Source organism: Pseudovibrio sp. W74 (assembly GCF_001623085.1).
Taxonomy (GTDB): Bacteria; Pseudomonadota; Alphaproteobacteria; order Rhizobiales; family Stappiaceae; genus Pseudovibrio.
The window spans coordinates 312,687-333,169 of record NZ_LMCJ01000008.1; the positions used below are offsets into that span (position 1 = coordinate 312,687).

A 20,483-nucleotide genomic window follows, 5' to 3' on the forward strand; every position below is an offset into this window, starting at 1 on the left:
TTTCTCCCTTTTTTCTTTTGGGAGTACCAAACATGGGTTAGTGGCCCGTTCCGAGTGTTCTTGCAGTTTTAAGTGTTTCCGCAAAATGGCTGAGCAAAACAAAAAAAAGCTGACCTAAAGGCCAGCTTTCCTATCTTAAACACATTGGTTGCTGCTTACTCTGCTGCGACCGGCACCACTTTAAGCGCAAGACCACCCTGTGAGGTTTCTCTGTATTTTGCCAGCATGTCCTTGCCGGTTTCGTACATGGTCGCGATGACTTTATCGAGAGAAACACATGGATCTGAGTTTCGGCGCATAGCCATACGTGTTGCGTTGATCGCTTTTACAGAGGCTATTGCATTGCGCTCGATGCAAGGCACCTGAACCTGTCCGAGAACAGGGTCACATGTGAGGCCCAGATTGTGCTCCATACCGATTTCAGCTGCAATGCAGACCTGAGCCGGGCTCGCACCCAGCAGCTCTGCAAGGCCTGCTGCTGCCATGGAGCACGCAACACCAACCTCACCCTGACAGCCAACTTCTGCACCGGAGATGGATGCATTGGTCTTATACAGCGCTCCAATGGCACCTGAGGCGAGGAAGAACTTTGTGTAGTGCTCAGGCTCAAGACGTTCGATAAACTTGTCATAGTACGCGAGAACCGCAGGAATGATGCCTGCAGCACCATTGGTTGGTGCTGTTACAACTCGGCCACCTGCTGCATTTTCTTCTGATATGGCCAGCGCGAACATGTTGACCCAGTCAACCGTCGCCATAGGATCGTTGCTGCTGCGCTCTGTTGCCGTCAGCTGACGGCGTAGTGCTGCTGCACGGCGTGGGACTTTGAGCGGGCCTGCCAGCAGACCTTCCGTGTTGCTGCCACGCTCTATGCCATCGCGCATCACATTCCAGACACGACCAAAGCTCTCACGCAGTTCTGTTTCACTGCGGAATGCTTTTTCGTTCTCCAGAACAAGCGCGGAAATGCTCATACCATTTTGGCGGCAATGCTCCAGCAATTCTGAAGCGTATTTGTATGGATACGGCACTGAAACTTCGTTTTCTGAAGCCTTACCAAAATTCTCTTCATCCACGATGAACCCACCGCCGATGGAATAGTAGGTTTTGGAGAAGATCTTTTCTCCACCTGCAAAGGCATGGATGGACATGCCGTTTTCGTGCAACTCAAGTGCTGGACGGTTGAATGTGATCGCATCACTCGGGAAGTCAACCACGTGGCAATGCATGCCAACCGGGAGGCGACCAGTTTGTTCTACGCGCTGAATGAACTCTGGAATGCTGTCAATATCAACGGTTTCCGGAGAGTTGCCACCAAGCCCCATAATAATTGCTGTGTCTGTGTGGTGGCCTTTGCCTGTCAGAGACAGAGAGCCGTATATGTCAACTGCAATACGCGTCACATCACGCAGTTTATCCTGAGCACGCAGGCTATCAATGAACTGCTTTGCCGCTTTCATAGGCCCGACTGTATGGGAGCTGGATGGACCTACACCGATTTTGAAGATGTCAAAAACGCTGAACATAACGTGAACCTCAGTGGGAGAGAAAAACCGGTGTCCGAAGACACCGGTTCATTTTTGTTAGTTGGCCTTCTTAGAAGAGGCCTTTTACGATCGCAGAGATTGCGACAATGCCCATGATGGTGATGAAGATGTTGGACAGCGCACCGTCGTACTTCTTCATGCTTGGGACTTTTTTGATTGCGTACATTGGCATCAGGAACAGGATTGCTGCGATGAACGGAGCACCCAGGCCTTCAATCATACCAAGAACGGATGGGTTGATGATTGCAACACCCCAGACGGAGAAGAAGAAGAATGCAACAAGCAGTGTGTTGAATTTCTTTTCGCCCAAGCCTTCAACAGCTTTTGGAGCAGCTTTCTTAGCAATGCCTGCAAGACCTTCTTTTGCGCCAAGGTAGTGACCGAAGAAGGAAGAGAAGATTGCAAGGAACGCAACCAGTGGCCCCATGAAAGAGATCAGTGGGCTGTCAAACACGTTTGCAAGGTAAGACAGGACTGGCAGGTTCTGCTGTTTTGCTTCCATCAGCTGTTCAGGTGTCAGTGCGAGAACGCAGCTGAATACGAAGAACATAACGAAACCGAGGAGCATCACAGATGCGCGCTTCAAGATGATGTCGGACTTTGCAACTGCGTTATCGCCATGTGCTTCGCGCTGAGCCAGAGCCATGGAGGAGACGGCTGGGCTGTGGTTGAAGGAGAAGATAAGCATTGGAATGGTGAGGTACACCACTGTCAGCAAAGTGCCGGTTTCCGGGATCATGTCGAAGCTCATGGCTTCAAATGACCAGGATGGGATCAGGTATACAGACATACCAAACAGGATGATCACCAGTGGGTACACCAGAAGCTCAGTTGCGACGAGCATCAGGCGGCGACCAAGGATCATGACGCCCATCATCATTGCAACGAGAATACCAGAGAGGAGCCAGCGTGGAACTGCAGGCATTGCCAACTGGTTGACGATGAAGCTGTCGATGGTGTTGGTAATCGCGTTACCGTAGATCAACACGATTGGGTAAATCGCGAAGAAATAGAAGAAGGTAATCAGCAAGCCTGCTGCTTTACCAAAGTGTTCTTCAACCACGTCTGTGATGTCTGCGTCTTTGTTCTTGGAGGAAAGAACAAAGCGAGCCAGTGCGCGGTGAGAGAAGTAGGTCATTGGACCTACGAGAGCTGCGATCAGGATCAGCGGCCAGAAGCCTTCAAGACCTGCACGGATTGGAAGAAACAGAACACCGGCACCGACGGCGGTACCGAACATGGACAAAGACCAGGTAAGATCTTCTTTTGTATATTTAACCGTTTCTTTCGGGGCGACTTCGACTTCGGTCGCATTGATGCTTGACATTTCTTTTATTTCCCCATGTGCACACTCATGTGCCCTAGGAGAATTTCCCAATCTCTCTAGGACGGGGACCTGATATACTTATGTTAAAATTTTAAGACCATACGTTTTAATACACATCCTGCGCGCCATAATAACGCAGCGATACTGAATACGACTTCAGTTTAATAGCGCGAGACCCCAGTGAGCGTGCAACAATCTGCCGCGGCGCTGTAAATAATTATATTAAATAGGATTTTTCACTGAATTCCTATTAATCAGCTTTGGCTCTTCGTCAGACCTGCAGCTCACGCAATATACGCGCATTCTAATATATGCAGTCAACACACTGTTTCCCAAGCGTATATCACTGACCTAGAGGTACTTTGGCGTCATTTGAGTAATTCGCATAAGTAAAATTGCATTCAGGTGTATGCCTGAATCTAATGCGTTCACCTGTCCTCGGATGATGACAATATGCCCCTTGCACGCGCATTTTGTGCGCTCAAAAAAACACCGTATTTTCGCTAAGGCACACAAATGCATACATTAATTATAATCGGAGGAAAAATTTCAAATGCGACATTCTTTCCCCCTGTTTTCAATCAGAGGGTTTGAATTGTTTTCATTGCACCTTCCAAAGCTTCGCCTTTTTCATCCAAAAGCGCGGCTTCTCTGAGACGTCTGAGCCAATCTGCGGCGTCTTTTCTGTCTTTCAGGAGTGTGAGAGAGGAAAGAACCCGGTCAAATTTGGAGTGCCCGCGTTTATGTGTGTCCGAATATCCTTTGATGAGCCGGCGGCAAGTGAGGATCTCAACAGCAAGATCATAGTCCGAATACACGGTCTTAATCGCAAGATCCCGCCAGTTCTGGAGATGTTCTGTCTCAATTTCATGGCGCAGAAAACGGCGACGCCAGGGTTTCAGACTGCTGATGAGCCAGAGGCTGAGGAAGCCTCGAACGGAGTGCGTTCTTATGCGTCGCCCTTTGTTCACCCTTCTATCCAGCCAGTTGAACACTTTAGGATGGGCTTCGACCCATTTACCAAGTCGAACTGGCAGAGTTCCGCAGATTTCTTCCATGCGCGGGTGGAGATATTCGGTCAGTTCCAGCTGGTTTTCGGCTCCTAACTGGACTTCCCTTTCAACGCGTTGCAAGCGTGTTTTTTGCGTTTTTATGTCGGCAACACGGATCGTGTCGTCATAACACATAGCATTTGCGATATACTTGGCCGCAACTCTGGTGAACTCCCAATTGCCATTTTCGGTATCACTTGCGAGTACAATCTCGAGGTGATTGAGATACTCCTCACCGTATTCCAGATCCTGAAACTCAACGGTCTTGCGCAGCCCTGCCAGCGCCATCTCGTGAACCTGTTTTGGAAGCGCTTCAATGCGGGATAAAAGCAGTTGCCAGGCTGCGCGTTTCTTCTCAGGCCCGCGGACTGTGAGTGCCTTCTCAGACTTTGGTTGTTCTGGTCGCTTGGTACCAGCGCTTCCAGCAGCAGCTGATGACTGGGCGTGCTCGAAGCTCGCATTGAAGGAGGCCAGACTTGCTTTGACGCCTTTACCGCCTTTGCGGATGGTGTCTTCATAGGTGCTTTTGAGAAATGGCAATGCGCCTGAACCGGCAAGTGCGCCGAACAGGCTGGAGGAGATCACGCTGCCATTGTCTGCAGCGACCTCTTCCATATTGAAGGCGACCAGTTTTTGGGAGGCATTTCCGAGACGAGAGAGGACGACATCACTGTCCTGCTCCCCTTTGCCCGGCACAATCTTTTCCGAGACCGCCAGAATGCGGTGAGATGATGCAATGAGCGTGGTTTTATCAGCAGTCACGAAACCACGGATAACAGCGCGGCCTGCTTCCATGAGCTCCGCGCAAATGACGATGTCGACATCGCCTTGCGCTGGGCTGAGAGAGAAGACGGGGGCTTTGCCAGTGTCTGGTGCCATTTCAACGTAATAGATCGTTGCGCCCGTGCGCTGGGCGACACCTGCGACAGAGGTGGACTGGGCTTTATAGCCGTTGGCTTCAGCTAAGTTGACGATCCAGTCTGTGAGGACACCACCGCCCTGCCCGCCAACAGCGAAAATAGCGATTTTCGTGATAGTGCGGGTTTCATCCTCGCCTGTTCCCAAAGCCTGCCATTGAGTGTCGATATCCATACTTATGCCTCCTCAATGATCAGAGATCGGCGCTCTCGCCAGTTTTGCAGCGCAGAAATGATGCGACCGCGTATCTTACTGAAGAAGCGTTCGGTTTTGCTTGGGTTGTGAATGGTGTCGGCCTGATAGAAGGATGGGCAGAGGATGGCGGCGTCCGCAACCTCCCCGCAATTGCCGCAACCCACGCAGTTCTGGTCGATATGCGCGACGGGATCATCGCGCAGCGGGTCATCCAGATCTTTGACTGTCAGCGACGGGCAGCCGGATAAGCGCATACAGGCGTGATCCCCTGTACAGACATCTTCATCAACACCAAAGCGGGTTTTGACGACGCGCTTTTGCTCTTTCACGGCCTGATTGATGATCGGCTTTTCGCGGCGCTGTTTGTTGAGCATGCATTCTGAAGACGCGATGATGACTTTTGGTCCTTTGACATCAGTGGTCAGCGCTTCTTTCAGGATTGATTGCATCTGGGTGACGTCATAGGTGCGGTCAAGCTGACGAACCCATTTGACACCGACGCCTTTCACCGCTTCGGTGATCGGGTGTTTGGTGGACTTGCTTTTGTTGTTTGCCCTTGAGGACAGGATGTCCTGCCCGCCTGTGGCCGCTGAATAGTAATTGTCGACAATGACGATCACGCCGTCATTTTGATTGAAGACCGCATTGCCGATAGAGGTGGTCAGGCCATTGTGCCAGAAGCCGCCGTCTCCCATGAACGAGATGGACCTGCGATCCGTTTTTGTTGTGTTGAATGCAGAGGCCGAGGCCGGGCCTAGTCCATACCCCATGGTGGTGGAGCCAATGCCAAAAGGGGGCATGATGGAGAACAGGTGGCAGCCGATATCGGAAGCTATGTGATGCGGGCCAAGTTCATCTTCCACCAGTTTGGTGGCAGCGAAAATTGGGCGTTCCGGACACCCCACGCAGAACCCGGGCGGGCGCATGGGAACGACCTCTTGCAGCTCTTTGATATCTGGCAGGGCTCCAGGTGTGTTTGGTGCGCGTCCTTTGCCGGGCAACGCATCGCAGTGGGTTGCAAGGAAGGTCTGGATGCTGTCCAGCATCACCTGTCCGGTATATTCACCAGCTTCGGGGAATGGCCCTTTCCCTTCCAGTTTGGTGGTGAGGCCTTCCTTTTGCAGCATGGCGCCGACGGCTTGCTCCAGATAATCAGGATAGCCCTCTTCCACCACCAGCACGGCCTCTTTGGTGCGGCAGAACTCGGTGATTTCAGCTGGAACAAGCGGATAGGTTACATTCATGACGTAGAGCGGGATTTGCGTTTCGCCGTTGATGTCGGCAAGGCCCAAACGCTGTAATGCGCGGATGACGCCGTTATACATACCGCCTTGCAGGATAATCCCGACATTGCGACCCTGAGGGCCGAACAGCTCGTTCAGTTTATGCGTTTGAATATAATCCAACGCGGCAGGCAAGCGCTTTGTCACTTTCTCCTGTTCATGGAGGAAGGAGGCTGGGGGCAAGACGATGCGGTTCAGGTCACGCTTTGGGTTCTCCAGCGCTTCTGCCACACTCATGGATGGGCGCTTGTTGTCTTTGGTGGTGAACTCGCCATGGACATGACAGCTGCGGATGCGCACCTGAAGCATAACCGGTGTGTTGGAGGCTTCGGATAGCTCAAAACCATCGCCAACAGCTTTGACGATGGATGGCAGATTGGGACGCGGATCGAGCAGCCAGATCTGGCTTTTCATTGCAAAGGCGTGGCTGCGCTCCTGCATGATGGAAGAACCTTCGCCGTAATCTTCTCCGACAATCACAAGGGAACCACCGGTGACACCGCCGGACGACAGGTTTGCCAATGCGTCAGAGGCAACGTTGGTGCCGACTGTTGATTTGAAGGTGACTGCGCCGCGAATGGGATAGTGAACGGACGCGGCCAGCATGGCGGCGGCGGCAGCCTCGCTGGCGCTGGCTTCAAAGTGCACGCCCAGCTCGCCAAGAATATCCTGCGCATCAGCCAGAACATCCATGAGGTGGCTGATGGGCGAGCCCTGATAGCCGCCAACATAGCCAACACCATTTTCCAGCAGTGCTTTGGTGATGGCCAGAATGCCTTCACCGCGGAACACTTCGCCCTCACCTGCGCGAAGTTTTTCGACCTCTTTGACAAAAGATCTTTCTGCCATTCTCTCTCCCCAGAAAGCATGACAGATCCAGTTGGTGCGAACTCAATGAAGAGAAACGCGCCCTAGAAGTCGTGCTTTCGTATGTTTGCCAGCACCTTGCGTAGTGTCACCAAAAAGGCGTCATGCTCGGCTTGCGAGACGCCAGTGAACATTGTGCTGTATTCGTCGCGCATATGCGGCCACATCTCAGCAAAGGCAGACCGTCCAGCCTCTGTCAGAAAAATATGGCGCACGCGGTTGTCCTGCTCGCTGGCCTTGCGGTGGATCAGGCCTTCCTTTTCCATCGCGTCCAGCGTGCGGCTCAAAGTCGATTGTTCGATCACCGAATAAACCGAGAGTTCGTTGATCATCAGCCCGTCCACGACTGACAACACAGCAAGTGCTCTCATTTTGGCGACCGACAACCCTGATCTGCTCAGTTTTTCGCGCAGACTCTCGTTGTATCTGCCCATAATCCGGTTCATCAGATAGGGCGCAAAATGGCCCAGCCCGACCTCTCCCAGAGTTCTCGGCGTGGATACAGGTTTTGAGTATTGTCCGTCCTGTTCAGTTTCGGGAGCTTGATCACCGAGAATCTCGTTCATGTGGTGCACTCTTTCTTTTTTGAACAAGCCCCACCTCTCTCGTAGAGCTTGAAGTGATTATATGCATTTACATATTTATATCAACTGCAATCCTGTAGATTATAGCGTAAATATGTGATCATTCATTGTTTTCGAGAGTCTCGATCATGCGAGAGAGAAAACCTTTCACCTGCGTAATATCATTCATGCCAAGCTGACGGATCAACCGCTCTTCATGAGCACTGGCCTGCGTGACGAGCTGACCGGCGAGTTCCCTGCCCTTCTCGCTCAAAAAGATGCGGACACGGCGGCGGTCTGCTTCATCAGAGCGGCGTGTCACCAGCCCTCTTTCTGTCATCTGATCAATGGTTTTAGTGAGGTGAGATTGCTCCATCAAAGCGAAGCGGGCCAACTGAGTGACCATCTGGCCGTCATTGTCTCGAAGACACGCCAGTACGCGCCATTCCGGGACGCGTACGCCTGCGCCCCGGATTTCTTCGTGAAACTGCCCGCTTGCCAGATGGCTTGCCGATGCCAGCAGATACAAAAGGTAACCGTCTACAAAGCCGGTTTCCTTTTCATGAGTGTCGATTTCATTCAGGTCTGCGTCCACCGGCCAGCCTCTTCTTTTGTTTTTGTCGCGCTACATTGAGTACGGAATGATAAGTGCGAGTCCCGGAACTGCAATTAGCAGGATCAAGCGCACAACATCCATAGCAACAAATGGAACTACACCGACAAATATCTTTTCGACCGGCACCTCAGGCGCAACTGAGCGCATAACAAACACGTTCATGCCAATTGGAGGCGTGATGAAACTCATTTCCGTGACGATAATGACGAAGATACCGAACCAGATCGGGTCAAACCCAAGACCTGTGACGATTGGAAAGAGAATCGGCACTGTGAGCGTGACCATAGACAGGCTTTCCAGCAGGCACCCCAACACCAGATAGATCAGCACGATCATGGTAATGATGGCATAGGGCCCGACGCCAAGGGCGTTTACCCATGTGCGCAGGTCCGTCGTCAGACCGGAAATGTTCACGTAGTTCAGGAAATAGAGCGCCCCGAACAGAATGAAGAACATCACAGCTGTGGTTTTGGCTGTCTCGAATAAGGTGTTGAGCGTCTCCCGATAGGTTAGTTTGCCCCGCATTGCAGTCAGAACCAGTGCTCCGCCTGCTCCGATGCCAGCCGCTTCAGTGGCTGTGAAGACGCCGAGATAGATGCCCCCCAGCACACAGACAAACAAAAGCAATGCCCATGACACACCGCGCAGAGCGATGATCCGCTCTATCAGGGGCAGCTTGCTCTGAACTTCCAGCTCCTCCTTAAACATGAAGAGCGACAAGCGCACGGCGAGCATATAGCCGATGACGCCGACGAGGCCCGGCAAAATGCCAGCCAGGAACAGCGCGCCGATGTTTTGCTGTGTAAGAATGCCGTAGATCACAAGAATGACGGAGGGCGGGATCAAAATACCCAGCGTTCCACCTGCTGCGATGGAAGATGTTGCCAAGCGGTCCGAATACCCAAATCGGCGCATGGCTGGCAGAGAGACGCGTGCCATGGTTGCGGTGGTTGCTAAAGACGATCCGCAAACCGAGGAAAAGCCGCCACAGGCAACGATGGTTGCCATGGCCAGACCGCCTTTGCGGTGTCTCAACCAGGCGTTTGCCGCCGTATACATGTCACTGGCGATGCCAGACTGGACGATGAGATTGCCCATGAGCAGGAACAGGGGCACGACCGACAGGGTGTAGCTTCGACCGCTGTCAAAATAGACCTGTCCGACAAGGTGAAAAGCAGGAGGCAATCCAATGATGGACGCCACTCCGAAGAAACCAACGGCAGCCATTGCAAAAGCAATTGGCACGCCTACAAAAATCAATGCCATCAGGATGGCAAGACCCAGATACCATTCCATCAGGAACCGCCCCCAACACCTCTAGGAATTCTCAAAACGGCAAGCACGAATGTGATGAATGCGCAAAACGCACAAATGACACCGGCTGCTTTTGCAAATGGAGCAAGAGGGATGCGTAAATACACCGTCACTTCCTGATAACTTGCAAGCTGCGTTCCGTGTTGCCAGAGCTCCCAGGCCACAACGGACAGGACCACAGCTACAAACATGCGTGAAAAGAACATTTGCAGGGCGGCTACTCCGCCTTTGAACTTGGAGGTGAACAGGTCTACCGTGATGTGCCCGTCATCCAGACACACCGCTGGAAGGCCTGTAAAGATCACCGCCATGAGCAGCAGTTCTGTATATTCCGGCGCTCCGGGCAATGGGCTTGAAAACAGGTAACGGCCAATCACATCAATGACCGTTACTGCGACCAGCGCCAGAAGCAGTATTCCGCAGAGCACAGAGGCGCCCGAACGAAGCTTTCGTCGGGCGCGCGCTGCTAAATCAACCAGATTCCCACTCATTTTTCAGAGGCAACCGCTGCAACTTCTTTTTGGAGCATGTCCATGGCAACTTCAAAGTCGATGCCTTTTTCGCCGTAGGATTTGGCAACACCGTCAAACATTGGACGGGTGGCTTCTTCCAGTTGAGCACGCTCTTCTGCGGTGGCGTCGTGAATGGTCACTTTGCCTTCCATCTGCTCCAGACCCCATGCATCCGCAGCGTTCCAAGCGGCGCCCGCAAGACGGGAGAAGGCTTCACCAGAGATGGCCTCAATGGCTTTCTGATCCGCTTCTGACAAGCTGGAGAACTTGGCGTTGTTGGCGATGAAGAAGAAGGAGACGTTGTACAGACCACCTTCTACGCGCAGGCCATTGCTAAGCAGGCCATCCAGCTTGAAGAACGGGATGGATTCAGTCGGGAACACGATGCCGTCAGCAATGCCGCCGGACAGGATCTCATAGGACTGCGGTGCTGGTGCCTGAATAGCGACCATGTCCATAGCCTGAACCAGCTGGTTGGTGATGCTGCCAGCAACGCGGATCTTTGCGCCTTTCAGCTCGCTCAAAGGTGAGACGGCACGGTCGGTTGTGTAAAGCAGGCCGGGACCGTGGGTGAAGACGCCCAGAACCTTTGAGCCACGGTGCTCGTTGGCTTTTGCCAGCGTGCTTTCATAGAGACGCCAGTAGGCAACGGACAGGCTGGTGGCGTCCGTTGCAAGGAAAGGCAGTTCTGCAATCTGTGTGAGTTTAAAGCGGCCCGGTGTGTAACCGTGCACGCCGTAGGTGAGATCCGCAATGCCGTTTGCGGCGAGGTCAAAGTGCGCTGGTGGCGGGCCGAGCGGTGCGTCGAGGATTTGCACAGAGACGCGTCCCTCTGTGACTTCCTTCACTTTGGCCGCCCAAGGCACCATCATGCCTTTTACGATCGGGTGTGCCGGTGGTAGCCAGCTGGACATGCGCAATACGGTTTCCTGCGCCATGGCAGATGCGCTGACAGAGAGCGCGGTAATAGTTGCAGCTGCAAATATCTTGAGTTTCTTATTCATGTTCTCCCTCCCCAGAGAATACAGGATGAATAAGAAAAATGTGCACACATACCGTGGGTTAATCAAGCACAAATATGAAATGGAAACTATTTCCAGTTCATGCATTGACATTGTTTTATATGATATCGCATATTATATTTCTCATTTATGCGAGAGGAGACTCTCCTTGTTTTGGCTCTGAGGGAGGACGCCAAAAAGCATGAAAACACTTATTATTGAGGGGGTTCGGACGGCCGCCCCAAAAATCAAACAGTTTGTTCTCAAAGCCGAAGATAATGCGCAGCTTCCGCAATTTGAAGCTGGTGCACATATCGCAGTTCAACTTAAGGATGGTTCTTCTCGTCAATATTCTCTGATCGATTTTGGTGAAAACTTACCCTACGAGAATCAACGATACATGCTCGGTATACTTTTGGAGCAAGACGGAAGTGGCGGTTCGGCTTACATGCATTCTTTGCAGGTGGGTGACACTGTTCAGGTTGACGTGCCAAAGAACGATTTTCCGCTGATTGCAGACGACAGACCGGTTGTTCTGGTTGCAGGCGGCATTGGTGTGACGCCGATCATCAGCATGGCTGCTGCGTTGAAGCGCGCAGGCAAAGCCTATGCCCTGCACTACTCTGGCCGCACGCTGGACGGGATGGCATTCAGGGATGAGCTTGCGGATCTTTGCGGTGATGCATTGAACATTCATAGTGATGACGATCCTGTGCGCTGTCTGGATCTTGGCGCTCTCATTCCAACGCTCGATGCTCGCAGCCATATCTATGTATGTGGTCCGAAGGGAATGATTGAAGCCGTACGCGAGACGGCGCTGTCTGCTGGTTTTGGCAAAGAGCAAATCCACTTTGAACTGTTTGCAAGCCCTGCGTCTTCAGGCGATGATGTTAGTGACGGGTTTGAGGTGGAGGTGAAATCCTCTGGCGAGGTGTTTTGGGTGCCACAGGATAAATCCATCGTGGATGTGCTGGAAGACGGCGGCGTGGACCTTGTTTACGATTGCCAACGCGGGGACTGCGGGATTTGTCAGGTGGATGTGCTTGAGGGTGAACCAGACCACCGGGACGTGGTGCTGAGTGATGATGAGAAAGCGGCTGGTGACGTGATGCATATTTGCGTATCGCGCGCCAAGTCCAAACGACTGGTGCTGGATTTGTAAAAGATAATTTTGCGTATTTGCCGGAGGGACGCATTTTTAGCTCCGGTCAGTATGCGCTCTAAGCTTTTTGGGAGGGGAGCTTATGACCATGAAATACAAAGATAATCCGCAGGTGGTGGCAGACCTTGTGCGCCCTGCTGAGGTTCATCGTGATCTGTATATCGACGATGAAGTGTTTGCCTTAGAAATGAAGCATCTGTTTGCCTCCACATGGGTTTATGTGGGGCATGAAAGTCAGGTGCCCAATGCTGGCGATTATTTCGCGACCGACGTTGCTGCCCAGCCTATTTTGCTGGCACGACATACGGATGGCGAGGTGTATGTGCTGCACAATCGCTGCCCGCATAAAGGCACCAAGATCGTCATTGATCGTACAGGCAATACGGGCAAGTTTTTCCGCTGTCCTTACCATGCGTGGTCGTTCCGCACCAATGGCAAACTGCTCGCGATCCCGCTGAAGAAGGGGTACAAAGACACCGGTTTTGAGCAGAGCGAGGCTGGGCAAAGCGGTCTGCCGCCTGTGGGTGCGGTGAAGAATTATCGCGGCTTTATCTTTGTGCGCATGAACCAAGAGGGCATCAGCTTTGAGGAGTACTTCGGCGGCTCCCTCTCCTCTCTCGATAACATGGTGGACCGCTCTCCGGTTGGGAAGCTAGAGGTGGCTGGCCCACCGCTGCGCTACATGCACAATTGCAACTGGAAGATGCTGGTCGATAACCAGACGGACACCTGTCACCCGATGGTTGCTCATGAAAGTTCAGCTGGCACCGCGGTTGAGATCTGGGAGAGCATAGACAAGGACGAGAACACCAAAACGCCTATGGCGATGGAGGTGATTGCGCCGTTCATGTCGCCCTACGAGTTCTTTGAGGATATGGGTATTCGCACGTGGCCGAATGGTCATGGTCATACAGGTGTGCATCATTCCATTCACTCGGATTACTCTGCTATTCCGGGTTATCTGGAGATGATGGTGGAGGCCTATGGCGAAGAACGTGCCAAGGCTATTTTGGGTGAGAACCGGCATAACACGGTCTATTTCCCGAACATCATGATCAAAGGCCCTATCCAGCAGTTGCGTGTGTTCATTCCACTGGCCGCCAATAAGACGCTGGTTGAAAGCTATATCTTCCGCCTTGTTGATGCACCGGACATGCTGCTTGAGCGCACGGCCATGTACAACCGCCTGATCAACGCACCAACCTCCATTGTTGGGCACGATGATCTGGAGATGTATGAGCGTGCGCAGGAAGGCCTGCATTCTCAGGAACTTGAGTGGGTGAATGTGCAGCGCCTTTATGATGCTGACGAAAACCTGGATGAAGAAGCCGTTGAGAACGGGACGACGGAACGCCAGATGCGCAATCAGTTCCACGCCTGGAAGAAGTTTGTTGTTGCAAGCATGGAGGCCGAAGCTCGTGACCTTACCGACGCGTGATGACCTGATCGACTTTGTCTACCATGAAGCCCGGGTGATTGATGAAGGCCGCTTTGATGAGTGGCTGGAGCTTTGGGGCTCTGACAGCTACTACTGGATGCCGCTGGATTATCAGCAGGACAACCCGAAAAACATGACCTCGCTTATGTATGAGGATGCATTTTTGCGGAAACTTCGTGTTGAGCGCCTCAATGGCCTGCGCACTTTTTCGCAAAAACCCAAGAGCCGCTGCTCTCATGTTTTGAACCGCCCAAGCATCGAGGCTTTTGATCCGAAGGCGGGCCAGTTTATCACCCGCACTGCCGTTCATTATGTGGAGACGCGGCTCGATGACCAGTTCTTGCTGGCAGCCACCGTGCACCATCATTTTGAGATGGTGGAGGACGAGCTGAAAATTAAACTGAAGCGGGTTGATCTGCTCAACTGTGATGCTGCCTTTGGCAACATCCAGCTGTTCATTTAAGAAAACAGGTTGTTTGAATGATTGAGCATAAATCTGTTTTCGGCGCGTTTTGTGATGCAGCTGAAAAGTGGCCAGATCGTCCGTTTGTGAATGCGTTGCCTGAGACTGCCGAGCTTTACGGCATTGAGGCTGGAGAGACCTCCTACGCAGAAGCATTGGTTCAGGCGCAGGGTGCGGTAGCGCGCTATCGGCAAGCTGGCCTTCAAGCTGGAGACCGTGTTCTGGTTCTGCTTGAAAACCGCCCCGCCTTCTTTCTGCACTGGTTGTCCCTGAATGCGCTTGGTGTGGTGATTGTTCCGATCAATCCTGACCTGCAAAGCTCTGAGCTTGAATACATCGGCAGACATGCAGAGCCTGTTCTGGCGATCTCAACACGTGAGCGCAAAGCGGATATGGAGCAAGCTGCGCGAGATAGCGGGCTAGGTTTTGCCTGTGCCACACTGGATGATGCCCTGCCCGTTGTGCGCACACTTTCAGATGAGATCTATTCGCTTGCGCAAGAAGACCCTGCGGCGATGCTCTACACCTCTGGCACCACCGGGAGCCCGAAAGGCTGTGTGCTGGCTAACCGCTACTTTCTGGAAGCGGGGCATTGGTACGCCAATGCAGGCGGCACGTGTGCGCTGAATGAGGATGGCGAGCGGATGATTACGCCGCTGCCCATCTTCCATATGAATGCGATGGCTTATTCTGCCATGTCGATGATTGCTGTTGGCGGGTGCCTGACAGTTCTGGACCGGTTCCACCCACGTTCTTGGTGGCAGAATGTGCGGGATAGTGGTGCAACCTGCCTGCATTATCTGGGCGTTATGCCATCAATCCTGATGAGCCTACCAGAAGTGCCGGAAGACAAAGCCCATTCTGTTCGCTTTGGCTTTGGGGCGGGCATTGATGCCAAGCTGCATGTTCCGTTTGAGGAGCGCTTTGGTATTCCTCTGGTGGAAGCGTGGGCCATGACGGAAACCGGTGCTGGATCTGTGATTGCTGCCAATCAGGAGCCTCGTAAGCGCGGCATGAACTGCCTTGGTAAGCCTGGCCCTGAGATGGATGTGTGCATTATGGGTAATGACGGTGTGCCTGTTACAGGAACCGAGCCCGGAGAATTGCTGGTACGGCGCAAGGGCGATGATCCGCGTGTCGGGTTCTTTTCGCATTACTTCAAGGATGAAGCAGCGACCGATGAGGCATGGAAAGCCAACTGGTTTCATACGGGTGATATTGTTCGGCAGGATGAGGATGGGGATTTCTTCTTCGTTGATCGCAAGAAGAATGTGATCCGGCGCAGTGGCGAGAACATTGCAGCGGTGGATGTGGAGTCCGTCTTGATGCAGCATCCGTATATTGAGGCGGTTGCTGTTTGTCCTGTCCCAGATGCCATTCGCGGGGATGAGGTGTTTGCATCGATTGTCTGGCGCGGCGAACAAACGAAGGATGCTGCAGAAGCGATTGTGCGCTGGGGGCTGGAGCGCATGGCCTATTACAAAGTGCCCGGCTACATCGCGTTTTGCAGCTCTTTAAAGCTAACCGGCACGCAGAAGATCCAGCGGGCAGCCCAAAAGCAGATGGCACTTGAACTGCTTGAAACATCAGAGGCGTTCGACACAATCTACCTGAAGCGGAGGCAGTTGGTTTCATGATCAAGCCACGCAAACGCATGGGGTATGACGGGGTTGTCGTGGCAGCACCTGCCAGCACGCCCTATGAACGTTATTCAACAGAGACCGCGCATTGGTGGATTGCCAAAGCGCTGCGAAAGTCGATCAAATCTGCCGGTCTTACACCGCGCCACATTGACGGGTTTTCTGTCGCCAGCTTCTCGCTGTTTCCTGACACGGCTGTTGGCCTGACCCAGCATCTGGGATTGGTTCCGCGTTGGCTGGATCATATTCCGCAGGGCGGCGCCAGCGGCCCAAGCGCGCTACGCCGGGCTGCGCGGGCGGTGCAATGCGGAGATGCCTCTGTGGTGGCTTGCGTTGCGGGGGATACCAACCACGTGGACAGTTTCCGGCGTATGCTCTCCAGCTTTTCACGGTTCGCGCAGGATGCCTCTTACCCTTATGGCGCTGGCGGGCCGAATGCCTGCTTTGCGCTGCTGACTGACTATTACATGCGCGAATTTGGCGTGGGCCGCGAAGATTTTGGGCGGATCTGCGTTTCTCAGCGGGACAATGCGTTGCGTAATGAGAATGCGGTGATGAAGAAGCCACTGACCATGGAGGCTTATCTGGCAGGGCGTGAGATCAGTGATCCGATTACCCTGTTTGACTGCGTGATGCCTGTTGCTGGTGCTGAAGCTTTTTTGGTGATGCGCGAAGAAGATGCGGTCGCCTCTGGGATTCCGCATGCGCATATCAGCGCGACCATTGAGCGGCACAATGCTTTTGCAGAAGACCCAATCCAGATGCGTGGTGGCTGGGAGATGGATATTGATGAGCTTTACGGCATGGCAGGCCATGGGCCAGGCAGCGTGGATCTGCTTCAGACCTATGATGATTATCCAGTCATCGTGATGATGCAGCTGGAAGATCTGGGTTTTTGCGCGAAAGGTGAAGCGGCTCGGTTTATTGCGGACAAAGACCTGACCGTTTCCGGTGACTTTCCGCACAACACCTCCGGCGGACAGCTGTCTGCTGGTCAGGCCGGAGCTGCTGGCGGGTTCATTGGGCTTGTTGAGGCAATCCGGCAGGTGACGGGCACGGCTGGGGCAACGCAGGTGGCGGATGCCAAGCGGGCTTTGGTTTCCGGCTTTGGGGTAATCAACTACGACCGCGGCGTGTGCACCAGTGCGGCGATTTTGGAAGGGGCGCGTTGATGGTCACACCGCTTCAAAAACCACCCAAAAAGAACCCGCAGGTACGCACCCGCGTACCCACATTGCCTTCTCATTATCGTAGCCGTTCTGCACTATTTATGGCCGCAGCTGCCGCTGAGGGGCGATTTATGCTGCAGGTCTGCGCAGAGCCGGATTGTGGGTTTGTTCAATACCCTGCGCGGGATGCTTGCAGTTCCTGTCTGTCTGATCGGCTCGTTTGGCAGGATGTGTCGTCGCGCGGAAAGCTGATTGCAACGTCTACTGTGCGTACAAGCACCAACACGTATTTCCGTGAGCGTACACCGTGGCGGCTTGGGACAGTGCATCTGGAAATTGGCCCCTCCGTTATGTGTCACCTTCACAGTGAGGTAGCAGTGGGGGATGAGGTGCAGCTGATCAACCGGCTCGATAAATCCGGACAGAGCGTTTTGCTGGCGTTGCCCATGGAAAGAGCCCAGTTGCAGGAGGATGATATGCAGCTTCGTGAATTGACGTGTGATCCGAAGTTCCGACGCGTTCTGATCACAGATGCACGCAATCCGAATGCCCATGTGCTGGCAAAGAGCCTGCTGGAGGCTGGAGCTTCTGCGGTGTTTGTTGGAGAGGCTGAGAGTTGGCGCCCCTACCCTGACCGCGCCAAACTTGAGTCTCTTCAGGGTGTTGAGCTGGTTTCTTTAGATGTGACTGACACTTCCTCCGTTCAAGAACTTGCCGGCGAGTTTGGTGGCAAGGTCGATATTTTGATCAACAATGCCCGCTTTGTGCGGCCCGGTGGTATTCAGGGTCGTGGGGACGTGGGCTTTGCTATGGATGAGATGCAGGTCAACTATTTCGGCATGATGCGGCTTGCGCAGGCCTTTGCCCCTGCCATGGCCGGACGCAGTGCGGATGGGGTGAACAGTGCTGTGGCGTGGGTGAACGTACTCTCCGTCTACTCGCTGGTCAGCAACCCCGGCTTTGGCAGCTTCTCCGCCTCCAATGCAGCCGCGCATTCGCTCTCACAATGTTTGCGGGCGGAAATGGCGTCCTCTGGTGTGCGGGTGGTGAATGTGTATTGCGGGCCGACAGAGGATGAATGGCATCAGCCTTTGCCTCCGCCCAAGGTGCCTGCGGGTGCGTTGGCGCGGGAGCTGGTGAAAGCTCTGCAAGCAGGGCTGGAGGATGTGTATGTGGGTGACATTGCCAAGGACATCCGGCGCAAGTTCATGGAGAGCCCGAAGGTGCTTGAAAAAGAAATGACAAGTCTGGAGGCACTGTGACCATGGAAGCCTTGAAAGAGAAACTGGTGAACCCGGTTGAGCTGCTGAGCTCTGCTTTGCTTTCCGGTGATGTGGAAGTGGTGGACCTGACGCATACGCTTGATCCGGATTTTCCGGTGATCGTGCTGCCACCCGAGTTTGGGCAGTGCGCGCGCTTTCGCATGGAAGAGATCTCCGCCTATGATCATCGCGGTCCAGCGTGGAAGTGGAACACCTTCACCTGTTCTGAACACACAGGCACGCACTTTGATGCGCCGATCCATTGGATTTCCGGCAGGGATTTACCCAACAACACGGTGGACTCCATTCCCCCTGAACACTTTGTCGGGCCAGTGGTGGTGATTGATTGTTCTGAAGGGTCTGCACAGGATGATGATTTTGAGCTGACGCCTGAGATCATTGCCGGGTGGGAAGCTGAACATGGGCGGATTCCGGCGGACAGCTGGGTGTTTATGCGCACAGACTGGAGCAAGCGCCGTGGTGCGGCTTATCTGAATATGCGCGATGACGGGCCACATTCACCCGGACCGACACCGGACGCAATTCGGTTTTTGATTGAGGAACGCGGTATTCGCGGGTTTGGGACAGAGACTGTGGGGACGGATGCGGGCCAAGGTGTGCATTATACGCCTCCCTATCCGGCGCATTTTTATCTGCACGGAGCTGGCAAGTATGGATTGCAATGCATGTGCAATCTGGACCAGTTGCCTGCCACGGGTGCCATGATCTTATGTGCCCCGTTGAAGATCAAAAACGGGACAGGTAGCCCGCTGCGCGTTCTGGCGCTGGTGCCGAAGGGAGGCCGTTGATGTCAGAAGAATTCACAGCGGTCATCACAGGCGGCAACAAGGGCATTGGGGCTGCTTTGGCTCAAGAGATGCTGGAGGCTGGTTATACGGTCATCTGCCTATCTCGCCGCGAGCCTGAGTTTACGCATCCCAAACTGCATTTCCATCAGACGGACTTGCTGGATCAGGCGCAAGTGAGCGCTGCTGCTGAGGCGATTGCGGCTGAGCATGACGTGACGCATCTCATTCACAACGCGGGGCTTATCTTCCCCAACCTGATTGAGGATGCCGAGGCTGAGGATATTGCCGGACTTGCCCAACTTCATCTGGGATCAGCGCTGACGCTGCTCAAAGCCTTTTTGCCGAGTATGAAGGCGAAGCAGTTCGGACGGGTGTTGTTTAACGGTTCCCGTGCTGCTTTGGGAGCAAAGACACGGACGGCGTATAGTGCCTCCAAGGCTGGTATGATCGGGATGGCGCGGACGTGGGCGCTGGAGTTGGCACAGCATCAGATTACGGTGAATGTGGTGGCACCGGGTCCAGTGAAGACAGACAATTTCTGGGGCATCATTCCTAAGGGCAGTGAACAAGAGCAAAAGCTGGCGGATGGTATTCCTGTTGGCCGCATCGGCACGGTGGAGGACATCACCAATGCCTTTATGTTCTTTGCTGATCCCAAGTCCAGCTTCATCACCGGGCAGACGCTGTTTGTCTGCGGTGGGATGAGTGTGGGGACTGCCCTGCTGTAATTCCTTGCAGTTAAAGTTCTGAATCAGATTCAGCTCATGACTGCACATGTCTGATGCCGCTGAGTCAGTGTTCTTCTGCTGGCATTTTCCGACGCCACCCGAGTAAGTGGGCACCTGCTCCATCACTGCTGAGTTTGTCTTCCGGGTTGAGGAGATGGCAGTCAGTCAGGGAGAGGCAACCGCAGCCGATGCATTCGTTAAGGCCTGTTCTCAGGTCCTGAAGCTCTGCAATGCGGTTGTCCAGATCCTGCTGCCACCACGTGGAGAGTTTGGCCCAATCCGCTGCCGAGATCTTCTTCTCGTTGGGCAGTTGATCCATGGCCGCTTTGATTTCCTTTAGAGACACGCCCAGCTTTTGCGCGGCCTTGATCACGGCGATCTTACGCAGGACGGCTGCGGAGTATCTTCTATGGTTTGCGTTGTTGCGCCAGGAGCTGATGAGCCCCTTTTCTTCATAGAAGTGAACAGCAGAGACTGCGATGCCACTGCGCTCTGCGACCTGCCCGACGGTTAACCCTTGCAAGGAGACCATTGTCATTCCTCTATTTTTCGCCTTGACCTCAACATTACTTGAGGAATTAAAAGAGATCATGACAGTAATCAAGACCCAATGAGGA

18 protein-coding genes are annotated in these 20,483 nt (G+C 53.5%); 8 read left to right on the forward strand and 10 right to left on the reverse strand.

The window, feature by feature from the left end; all coding sequences use genetic code 11:
• Positions 1 to 155: 155 nt before the first annotated feature.
• The 9 genes from PsW74_RS07680 to PsW74_RS07720 all read right to left on the reverse strand — a co-directional run bounded on the left by PsW74_RS07680 (position 156) and on the right by PsW74_RS07720 (position 11,198).
• Positions 156 to 1,526 carry an L-serine ammonia-lyase gene (locus PsW74_RS07680; RefSeq protein ID WP_057465272.1) on the reverse strand — a complete coding sequence of 457 codons (1,371 nt, stop codon included), beginning with the start codon at positions 1,524 to 1,526 and terminating at the stop codon, positions 156 to 158.
• A 70-nt stretch (positions 1,527 to 1,596) separates the two neighbouring features.
• Positions 1,597 to 2,874 carry an aromatic amino acid transport family protein gene (locus tag PsW74_RS07685; RefSeq protein WP_057465273.1) on the reverse strand — a complete coding sequence of 426 codons (1,278 nt, stop codon included), beginning with the start codon at positions 2,872 to 2,874 and terminating at the stop codon, positions 1,597 to 1,599.
• Between the two features lie 581 nt (positions 2,875 to 3,455).
• Positions 3,456 to 5,018, reverse strand: coding sequence for an indolepyruvate oxidoreductase subunit beta family protein (locus PsW74_RS07690; RefSeq protein WP_063288527.1), 1,563 nt, complete (start codon positions 5,016 to 5,018; stop codon positions 3,456 to 3,458).
• Between the two features lie 2 nt (positions 5,019 to 5,020).
• Entirely contained in the window at positions 5,021 to 7,171 is a 2,151-nt protein-coding gene (locus PsW74_RS07695; RefSeq protein ID WP_063288526.1) for an indolepyruvate ferredoxin oxidoreductase subunit alpha, read from the reverse strand.
• 62 nt (positions 7,172 to 7,233) lie between these two features.
• Complete coding sequence (locus PsW74_RS07700; RefSeq protein ID WP_082830504.1) at positions 7,234 to 7,755, reverse strand: MarR family winged helix-turn-helix transcriptional regulator; 522 nt, start codon at positions 7,753 to 7,755, stop codon at positions 7,234 to 7,236.
• A 118-nt stretch (positions 7,756 to 7,873) separates the two neighbouring features.
• Positions 7,874 to 8,347 carry a MarR family transcriptional regulator gene (locus PsW74_RS07705; RefSeq protein WP_063288525.1) on the reverse strand — a complete coding sequence of 158 codons (474 nt, stop codon included), beginning with the start codon at positions 8,345 to 8,347 and terminating at the stop codon, positions 7,874 to 7,876.
• A gap of 30 nt (positions 8,348 to 8,377) precedes the next feature.
• Positions 8,378 to 9,664, reverse strand: coding sequence for a TRAP transporter large permease (locus tag PsW74_RS07710; RefSeq protein ID WP_063288524.1), 1,287 nt, complete (start codon positions 9,662 to 9,664; stop codon positions 8,378 to 8,380).
• Positions 9,664 to 10,173 carry a TRAP transporter small permease gene (locus PsW74_RS07715; protein WP_063288523.1) on the reverse strand — a complete coding sequence of 170 codons (510 nt, stop codon included), beginning with the start codon at positions 10,171 to 10,173 and terminating at the stop codon, positions 9,664 to 9,666. Before PsW74_RS07715 ends, PsW74_RS07710 begins: the two co-directional genes overlap by 1 nt.
• Positions 10,170 to 11,198, reverse strand: coding sequence for a TRAP transporter substrate-binding protein (locus PsW74_RS07720; protein WP_057465278.1), 1,029 nt, complete (start codon positions 11,196 to 11,198; stop codon positions 10,170 to 10,172). The genes PsW74_RS07715 and PsW74_RS07720 overlap by 4 nt, the downstream gene beginning before the upstream one ends.
• Positions 11,199 to 11,397: 199 nt before the next feature.
• Between PsW74_RS07720 and PsW74_RS07725 the strand changes: the two genes are divergently transcribed.
• The 8 genes from PsW74_RS07725 to PsW74_RS07760 all read left to right on the forward strand — a co-directional run bounded on the left by PsW74_RS07725 (position 11,398) and on the right by PsW74_RS07760 (position 19,866).
• Positions 11,398 to 12,357 carry a PDR/VanB family oxidoreductase gene (locus PsW74_RS07725; RefSeq protein WP_063288522.1) on the forward strand — a complete coding sequence of 320 codons (960 nt, stop codon included), beginning with the start codon at positions 11,398 to 11,400 and terminating at the stop codon, positions 12,355 to 12,357.
• Positions 12,358 to 12,439: 82 nt separating this feature from the next.
• Positions 12,440 to 13,795 (forward strand): aromatic ring-hydroxylating dioxygenase subunit alpha, encoded by a 1,356-nt coding sequence (locus tag PsW74_RS07730; RefSeq protein WP_063288521.1) that lies wholly within the window; start codon positions 12,440 to 12,442, stop codon positions 13,793 to 13,795.
• Positions 13,776 to 14,258, forward strand: a complete 483-nt coding sequence (locus PsW74_RS07735; RefSeq protein WP_063288520.1) for an aromatic-ring-hydroxylating dioxygenase subunit beta — start codon at positions 13,776 to 13,778, stop codon at positions 14,256 to 14,258. The genes PsW74_RS07730 and PsW74_RS07735 overlap by 20 nt, the downstream gene beginning before the upstream one ends.
• Positions 14,259 to 14,275: 17 nt before the next feature.
• Positions 14,276 to 15,895, forward strand: a complete 1,620-nt coding sequence (locus tag PsW74_RS07740; protein ID WP_063288519.1) for an AMP-binding protein — start codon at positions 14,276 to 14,278, stop codon at positions 15,893 to 15,895.
• Positions 15,892 to 17,070, forward strand: a complete 1,179-nt coding sequence (locus PsW74_RS07745; RefSeq protein ID WP_063288518.1) for a thiolase family protein — start codon at positions 15,892 to 15,894, stop codon at positions 17,068 to 17,070. Before PsW74_RS07740 ends, PsW74_RS07745 begins: the two co-directional genes overlap by 4 nt.
• Positions 17,070 to 18,329 (forward strand): SDR family NAD(P)-dependent oxidoreductase, encoded by a 1,260-nt coding sequence (locus tag PsW74_RS07750; RefSeq protein ID WP_063288517.1) that lies wholly within the window; start codon positions 17,070 to 17,072, stop codon positions 18,327 to 18,329. The genes PsW74_RS07745 and PsW74_RS07750 overlap by 1 nt, the downstream gene beginning before the upstream one ends.
• Positions 18,330 to 18,331: 2 nt before the next feature.
• The gene (locus PsW74_RS07755) at positions 18,332 to 19,138 is read left to right on the forward strand and encodes a cyclase family protein (protein ID WP_063288516.1); all 807 of its coding nucleotides are present in this window, start codon (positions 18,332 to 18,334) and stop codon (positions 19,136 to 19,138) included.
• Positions 19,138 to 19,866 carry an SDR family oxidoreductase gene (locus tag PsW74_RS07760; protein ID WP_063288515.1) on the forward strand — a complete coding sequence of 243 codons (729 nt, stop codon included), beginning with the start codon at positions 19,138 to 19,140 and terminating at the stop codon, positions 19,864 to 19,866. The genes PsW74_RS07755 and PsW74_RS07760 overlap by 1 nt, the downstream gene beginning before the upstream one ends.
• Positions 19,867 to 19,930: 64 nt before the next feature.
• Here the strand turns inward: PsW74_RS07760 and soxR are convergent, their stop codons facing one another.
• Entirely contained in the window at positions 19,931 to 20,398 is a 468-nt protein-coding gene (soxR, locus tag PsW74_RS07765) for a redox-sensitive transcriptional activator SoxR (RefSeq protein ID WP_063288514.1), read from the reverse strand.
• Between the last annotated feature and the right edge of the window lie 85 nt (positions 20,399 to 20,483).